The sequence below is a fragment of the Rubritalea sp. genome, from assembly GCF_039830215.1.
GTDB lineage: Bacteria > Verrucomicrobiota > Verrucomicrobiia > Verrucomicrobiales > Akkermansiaceae > Rubritalea.
Window position 1 is genome coordinate 1 of sequence record NZ_JBDOPO010000333.1, and the last position, 3400, is coordinate 3400.

The window sequence follows — 3400 nt, forward strand, 5'->3', positions numbered from 1 at the left end:
AACAAAGCACTGGAGTCGACTGGGCGTGTTCCTGAGATCTTCAATACCGACCAGGGGAGTCAGTTTACTTCATCTGAATGGATATCGGCACTCAAGGGTCATAAGATTCAAATAAGCATGGATGGCAAGGGGCGCTGGATGGACAATGTCTTCATTGAGCGGCTGTGGAGAAGTGTGAAAAATGAAGAAATCTTCCTATTCGAGCACTTCACTGTGCCCAAGCTCCGCGCGGGATTGACCAAGTGGTTTGATAGATACAATGACTGGAGACCCCACGACTCATTAGGCAACGACACGCCCTCAAATACCTACGAACGTAAATCTGGAACCACTATCAATCCACAGGAGCAAGACGCCGCCTAGCCCCCCAATTGGCCAAAATTTGGTAGTCTTTACTACAGGCTGGAAACTCCACTGCGCTACGCTTCGTTGCGTTTGCAGCCTTCCGCTACGACTAGCAAATTTTGATTAGCCCTTGCTCCAGCCTCACTCCTATATTATCACCTAGCTCATCCTCCCATCATAACTTAATAGCTGAGTCTAACGGACGGAGAACGGGGTCCACCTCACTTCAACACCATTGGAGCATACATCTAATGCACCGGAAATATTACAGCATGTAGGTTATAAAATACACTCTAAGTGATCGATCCTCAAAAGGCCTAAAATCGCTCAAACCAAAAGTCTCAGCAAACTGTTAGCTGGCCTCCCCTTAGGCGGTGTCTTGGTAATATGAAACACACAAACCATTAAGCCCTCCAAGATAACACTAAAAAGGATAACCGCCAGAATACCGAGGTAGACAAAGTTAGTATAACCAGCAACTACTGTGCATCTATCCGCCTGTGAGCTAGTGAGCTAAACACGAGGCTAGAGAAGATCGCAAAAATCGACCCGGCAGCTTCGACATAAGGAATCACCCATAGCGCGTCATACGCTACCAAAATATTGGGTATGGCTGGCGACCACAATCCTAGCATAAAAGGCTTTGAGAACAAACACGACACCAATCCAGATGTTGCGTAATGATGGTGTCGGATTAGAATTTAAGACGTATGCTACTATTCCTTATCACCATGTTCATCACGTCCAACCATGCATCAAAATAGAATTACAGCCTGTCCACATTTACCTCACCTAACCTCACCTCTGCCGATTACTCACACTAGGATTCATAGAAATGAATGCGGTGAGGCGTTTTATATAGCCTGTTTAGAGCTAGCACAATCACTCTGGATAAATCAACGACCAGCACAAGCCATTCTTCAGCTTGATAAGGCTATGATGGCAATCATTCCACCTAACTCTGACATACTAGACAAGCATCCGATTCCTTATAGAGCTATGCTTTGGATTATAGATAGCAACCAATCCGACATTTTCATAGGTAACCCAGTGAGGCACTTTCAGCATTTAGCCAGTAGAATGAACCTTAATCAGCCACAGCCCAAACTTCGTATTGCACGAGCGTGGGCATGCTTCCATTTAGCTGAGTCCATACTAAACCCAAGTACTTATCCTCGCGACCAAAGGCAAATAGAGGAAGTGAAGCTTGAAATTCCAGATTACCACGCAACGACCGAAGCTATCGAGAAGCTCAGTCAGCATCAACTAGAGTTAACATGGCTCGGGCAAGCTATGAAGTCCACGCTCTGAACAAAAATGAAATACTCTGCCTGTAATCATTTTGAAATGAAAGCTTCTTCAAGCAAAGAAATTGAAGGTAATCCTCACTACCGCACCTCCAACACAAATAAACCTTTCTGGGTGTCCCAACTAAATCCTGACTATAAAACTCCAACAAGACTAAATCAAAGTTGGTATCTGAGCATTTTTCTGAAAAATAAAACCCACCAGATAGCCATCCTTTGAGAAACTATGACATACTCCAAATCATAACTTCCAGAATGCCAGCCAAAACATCTATGTAAAACAGCCTAATCAACTAAAAATCGAGACAGACAGCTCTACATAGTTGATTTTCTTATGCTACAATTCACTCATAAGTCTGAGCTTAGATAAGGATACCTAAAAAAACTATCTCACAAGTTGACAATCCCACCAGTATTCATCAGTATCGCACAGCACTGTGAGGCCGGCGTGGCGGAATTGGTAGACGCGCTCGACTCAAAATCGAGTTCCTTGTGAGTGCCGGTTCGATCCCGGCCGCCGGTATTTTTCTTATTCCAGTGCCCCCCACTCATACAATCTTAGATTCGTTTATTGCGTCAATAAATTGCCTAAGCCTCCCCATATCGCTGCGCCCGTGCCTGAGTACAATCCTCGGCATCTCTGCCAACTCGATTTCGTTTGATTCCTCTGGCAGTGCACCACGTTGCTGCATTACACCAGATTTAACAATGTCAGCGAACTCTCGCGATAGGTTATCGAAGGCATTTGGGGCAATAGAATCCTGCAAGCGAATCACTAACTTATCCCCCACAAAACGATAAGAGTGGAAGTTGCGGTAGAAATTTACGATTTCACTCACGGCCTCCTCAATATCATCAGTCACCTTGAATAAAGCGAAGTCAGATTCTGAAATCAAATTGAGGCGCATGAGATGCTCCTCAATAAACTGATTCCAAAACTTCCAATAAGTCCCCCCTTTAGCATCTAGCAACACTAATGGGTAAATTACAGCTTTACCTGTTTGTATCAAAGTCATCGCCTCAAATATCTCATCCATGGTGCCAAAACCTCCTGGCATCGCCACTGCTGCATCAGCTTCCCTCACAAAAGAGAGCTTTCTAGTAAAGAAGTAATTATAATCTATAAGTTTCTCATCTCCAGCAATAAATGGATTCGCCGAGGCTTCAAAAGGAAGTGATATATTCAAGCCAAAACTATTCTCTCGCCCAGCGCCCTCATTTCCTGCAGCCATAATTCCAGGACCTGCTCCAGTGATAGTCATGAAGCCTTCTTCACGCATTCTCTCGGCAAATTTCACCGTCGTTATGTACTCGGCCTCCTCCGGATTAGTTCGAGCCGAACCAAATATCCCGACTTTCTTAATGTGTGAGTACGGATGGAAAACCTCACTAGAAATACGCATCTCCTTCATTGCACGGTTCATCATTTTAAAATCCCCTTGACTCACTGATCCCCTTGAAATCCTGACAGCTGTGGTCATCAACTCGGCAAGCATACAAAAACTATCACCATCATCGATCTCTTTAGCCAAAGCTGAGATCTTTTCATCGAGTACCCTCTCCCCCGTAGTTCCAACAAATGAACATGATGCCGAATTAATCATGCCCCCTGTGAAATCCTTCTCCTGTGGTACATCTCTATGTTTTCTCTTACTCATACTCTAGGGTAACTAATTCTGGTGGGAATCGCTACAGAAAAAAGGCCCGCAACCCAACAAATTTGGGGGCGAGCCTCTTGTAAGCATCTA

Annotated in this window: 3 protein-coding genes and 1 tRNA gene; 3 read left to right on the plus strand and 1 reads right to left on the minus strand. The window is 44.5% G+C overall.

Annotation, left to right across the window (positions count from 1 at the left end; all coding sequences use genetic code 11):
* From ABGY95_RS11280 to ABGY95_RS11290, 3 genes are all read left to right on the plus strand, one after another.
* A partial coding sequence (locus ABGY95_RS11280; protein WP_347441785.1) for an integrase core domain-containing protein occupies positions 1-363 on the plus strand: 363 nt, incomplete at its 5' end.
* Between the two features lie 732 nt (positions 364-1095).
* A complete protein-coding gene (locus ABGY95_RS11285) occupies positions 1096-1656 on the plus strand; it encodes a hypothetical protein (RefSeq protein ID WP_347441786.1) in 561 nt (186 codons plus the stop codon).
* A gap of 438 nt (positions 1657-2094) precedes the next feature.
* Positions 2095-2175, plus strand: a tRNA-Leu gene (locus ABGY95_RS11290).
* Positions 2176-2200: 25 nt separating this feature from the next.
* Here ABGY95_RS11290 and ABGY95_RS11295 read toward each other — a convergent pair.
* Positions 2201-3310: an LOG family protein gene (locus tag ABGY95_RS11295; RefSeq protein WP_347441787.1), complete on the minus strand. Its 1110-nt coding sequence runs from the start codon at positions 3308-3310 to the stop codon at positions 2201-2203.
* Positions 3311-3400: the final 90 nt, after the last annotated feature.